Here is a 4,089-nt window from a genome sequence, read left to right as displayed (position 1 = left end):
CTCCAGCACTTCATAATGCGTAATCGCTTCGCGTCCACCTGCAAGAACTGCCATTTTCTTTCGATCCACCGGATGGCGGGCAATCGGCGCATTGACCGTGCCGCTGTTTTCTTTTGGACATCCATAGACCACAGCAAAATAACGGCGTCCCGCGCTATGTACTTTAATTTGCTCCGCCAGCGACTGATGTGCCTTGTCATTTTTGGCAACGACGAGCAGTCCGCTGGTATCTTTATCAATGCGATGCACAATACCCGGGCGAATCTCACCGTTGATGCCGGACAAGCTATCGCCGCAGTGATACATCAGCGCATTGACGAGTGTACCGCTCCAATTGCCCGGTGCCGGATGGACAACCATGCCCTTGGGCTTATTGACAACGATAATATCGTCATCTTCATAGATAATATCTAACGGGATATTTTCCGGTTCAATGGCAACCTCTTTTGGTTCCGGTACATCGACAGCAATGACATCTCCGGTGGCCGCCTTGGCATTCTTTTTCACCGGCTTGTCTCCCATCGTCACACAGCCATCCTGCATGAGATGCTGAATCGCAGACCGCGTCAGTTCCGGCATCTGTTCCGAGAGCAGCTTATCAATACGCTTACCTGAGTCTGCTTCTGTCACCTGCACAAGTTGTCTCATTTTTCCTCGTCCTCCGGATCTTTATGGATAAAGAGATAATAAAAGGCAAACAGCGCGATACCCACACAAACGTAAATATCCGCGATATTAAAAATCGGAAACCGGATAAATTCCAGCTGAATCATGTCGACAACATAGTGATTGACAATGCGGTCAATGACATTGCCAATTGCACCCGCAGCCACAACAAGCAAGCTGATTTTTCCAATCGGCGCCTGAATTTTATCTTTGCTCAACGCATAGACAATGGCGCACAAAATAATGGCAGCCAGCGCGACAAACAACCAGATTTGATTTTCTAAGATGCTGAAGGCAGCACCGCGATTTTCCACATAGGTCAGCGACAGGACGCCCGGAACAAGCGGAATGGTGCCAATGGATGCCAGCATCGTCACTGCCCAATATTTGACGGCTTGATCTACAATGACCATCATGAGAACCGCCAGCAGATACATAATCATAGACACAGGAGATTCCTCCCTTCACAAAGAGAGGCAGAGGACAATTCCTCTGCCTCTTCGTCACGAATCATACATTCGGTGATAGTTACTTTTACTTGTGGCTGAGCACAGAAGCGCAGCGTGCGCACAGCATCGGATGCTCGGCATTGCTGCCAACAGTCGGATCATAGATCCAGCAGCGCTCGCACTTCTCGCCTTCCATGCGGCTGACAGCGATCTTCATGCCGCCCAGTGCCTCATAGGAATCGCCTTCGCCCTCGCCGGTCTGTACGTCAACGGCAGAAACGATGAACAGCTTTGCCAGATCTTGACCGCAGCCATCCAGGAATTCCTTTGCGTTCTCAGAAGCAGTGATGGTAACCTTTGCTTCCAGCGGCTTGCCGATGAGCTTAGAGCCACGAGCCTGCTCCAGTGCCTTGTTGACATCATCGCGTACAGCAATGATCTTCTCCCACTTGAGGGTCTCTGCATCGGTAAAGCTCAGAGCAGAATCGTATTCCGGCATGTCGTTGAGTACAACGTTGCGCTCGTCATCACCTTCTGCGTGCGGCATAGCGTGCCAGATTTCGTCTGCGGTGAAGCAGAGAACCGGAGCCAGCATACGAACCAGCGAATCCAGAATGCGATAAATGGCAGTCTGTGCAGACAGACGGCTCAGACCATCATCGCAGTACAGACGATCCTTGATAACGTCCAGATAGAAGTTGGACATATCTACAACGCAGAAGTTGTGAATCGCATGGATCACGCCGTGGAATTCATAGCTGTCATATGCTGCGCGAACGCGGCCAACCAGCTCATTGCACTTCATCAGTGCCCACTTATCCAGCTCCAGCATCTGGTCATACGGTACCATCTGATCCAGCGTGAAGCCGTTCAGGTTGCCCATGATATAACGAGCGGTATTGCGAATCTTCAGATAGTTCTGAGACAGCTGCTTGAACATTTTCTTGGAGATCTTCATGTCAGCACGGTAATCAGAGGAAGATACCCACAGACGCAGAATATCTGCACCATACTGCTGGGTGATTTCCTGCGGGCTCATACCGTTGCCCTTAGACTTGGACATCTTCTGACGCTCTTCATCGACAATCATACCGTGGGTGATAACCGTCTTGTACGGGGAAACGCCCTTGGTAGCGATAGAAGTCAGCATAGAGGACTGGAACCAGCCGCGATACTGGTCGTTGCCTTCCAGATACAGATCAGCCGGGTAAGCCAGCTCCTCGCGCTCTTCCAGAACAGCTGCATGAGAAGAACCGGAATCGAACCATACGTCCATGGTATCGGTTTCCTTGGTGAACTCAGAGCAGCCGCACTCGCACTTGGTGCCAGCCGGCAGAATGTCAGCAGCATCGGTATCAAACCAAGCGCTGGTGCCCTTCTCGCGGAACAGAGCAGCAACAGCAGAAATGGTATCATCGTTAATCAGCGGCTTCTTGCACTTCTTGCAGAAGAAGATCGGGATCGGCACGCCCCAAGTACGCTGACGAGAAATACACCAGTCAGAACGCTCCTGAATCATGGAGGTCATGCGGTCTTCACCCCAAGCCGGAATCCACTTGACACCGTGGCAAGCCTCTACAGCCTTGTCCTTCATGGCATCGACAGAGCAGAACCACTGCTCGGTAGCACGGAAGATAATCGGCTTCTTGCAGCGCCAGCAATGCGGATACGAGTGTTCGATGGTCTCAACAGCCAGCAGCGCATTCTTCTCAGTCAGATCATGCAGGATAATCGGATTGGTATCCTCATAGAACATACCAGCGTACTTGCCTGCATCCGCAGTGGTCATACCCTTGCTGTCTACCGGAACAATCATCGGGATTTCCGGATACTTCTGGCAAACAACAAAGTCCTCTGCACCAAAGCCCGGTGCGGTGTGTACACAGCCGGTACCGGCATCCAGCGTAACATGATCGCCAACGATAACCAGAGACTCACGATCCATCAGCGGATGCTGAGTGGTCACGTACTCCAGCTCAGAGCCCATGATGGTGCCCAGAATCTCGTAAGACTCAATCTTTGCCGCAGCAGCAACAGACGGAATCAAGTCAGTTGCCAGAACATAAATCTCACCGTTCGGTACCTTGACGAAGGAATACTCAAAACGCGGATTCAGAGAAATTGCCAGGTTGCCCGGCAGAGTCCATGTGGTGGTCGTCCAAATGACGAAGTATACATTCTCTGTCGTGCCGATAACAGAGCTGATCTTGCCCTGGTCGTCCTTGACAGCGAACTTGACGTAGATAGACGCACACTTGTTGTCCTTGTACTCGATCTCAGCCTCAGCCAGAGCGGTCTCATCGTGCGGGCACCAGTATACCGGCTTCATACCGCGGTAAATATAGCCCTTCTTTGCCATCTCGCCAAAAACAGAAACCTGCTTGGCAACGAAATCATTGGTCAGGGTCAGATACGGGTGATCCCAATCACCGACAACGCCCAGACGCTTAAACTGGGTGCGCTGTGTATCTACGTGATCCAGTGCGAATTCCTTGCACTTGTCACAGAAGTCCTTGTTGCTGACCTTATGTCTGTCCAGACCAAAGGCAGCGATTGCCTGACGCTCGATCGGCAGACCATGAGTATCCCAGCCCGGTACATACGGAGCCTTAAAGCCAGCCATGTTCTTGTAACGCACGATGAAGTCCTTGAGGATCTTGTTCAGTGCGTGACCCAGATGCAAGTTGCCGTTTGCATACGGAGGGCCATCGTGAAGAATGAACAGCGGCTTACCCTCATTCTTCTCCATCAGTGTATGGTAAATATCCTCTTTCTCCCACTTCTCCAAAAATTCCGGCTCGCGCTTCGGAAGACCCGCGCGCATCGGAAAATCAGTCTGTGGAAGATTGATTGTCTTGTTGTAATCCTGCGGCATGTAACCGTACCATCCTTTCTGATTCTCGACGCTGTCCTCTTTTTTGAATCAACGCCGTCCCGCCAGATTGACGGGATTCTATCCTAAACAGCCGTGGCT

Annotated in this window: 3 protein-coding genes; all 3 read right to left on the bottom strand. The window is 51.4% G+C overall.

What is annotated here, in order from left to right:
- On the bottom strand, nt 1-648 hold a 648-nt coding region (locus ACR0P9_RS08520), incomplete at its 3' end, for an RluA family pseudouridine synthase (protein ID WP_432619197.1).
- Entirely contained in the window at nt 645-1,109 is a 465-nt protein-coding gene (gene lspA / locus ACR0P9_RS08515; protein WP_432619198.1) for a signal peptidase II, read from the bottom strand. The genes lspA and ACR0P9_RS08520, both read right to left, overlap by 4 nt.
- Before the next feature lie 91 nt (nt 1,110-1,200).
- A complete protein-coding gene (gene ileS / locus ACR0P9_RS08510) occupies nt 1,201-3,990 on the bottom strand; it encodes an isoleucine--tRNA ligase (RefSeq protein ID WP_432619195.1) in 2,790 nt (929 codons plus the stop codon).
- Nucleotides 3,991-4,089 lie beyond the last annotated feature (99 nt).

Source organism: Butyricicoccus sp. (genome assembly GCF_050872565.1).
In the GTDB taxonomy this organism is placed as follows: domain Bacteria; phylum Bacillota; class Clostridia; order Oscillospirales; family Butyricicoccaceae; genus Butyricicoccus_A.
The sequence above is the reverse complement of the archived record's forward strand: the minus strand, read 5'-3'. Positions and strand labels throughout refer to the sequence as shown.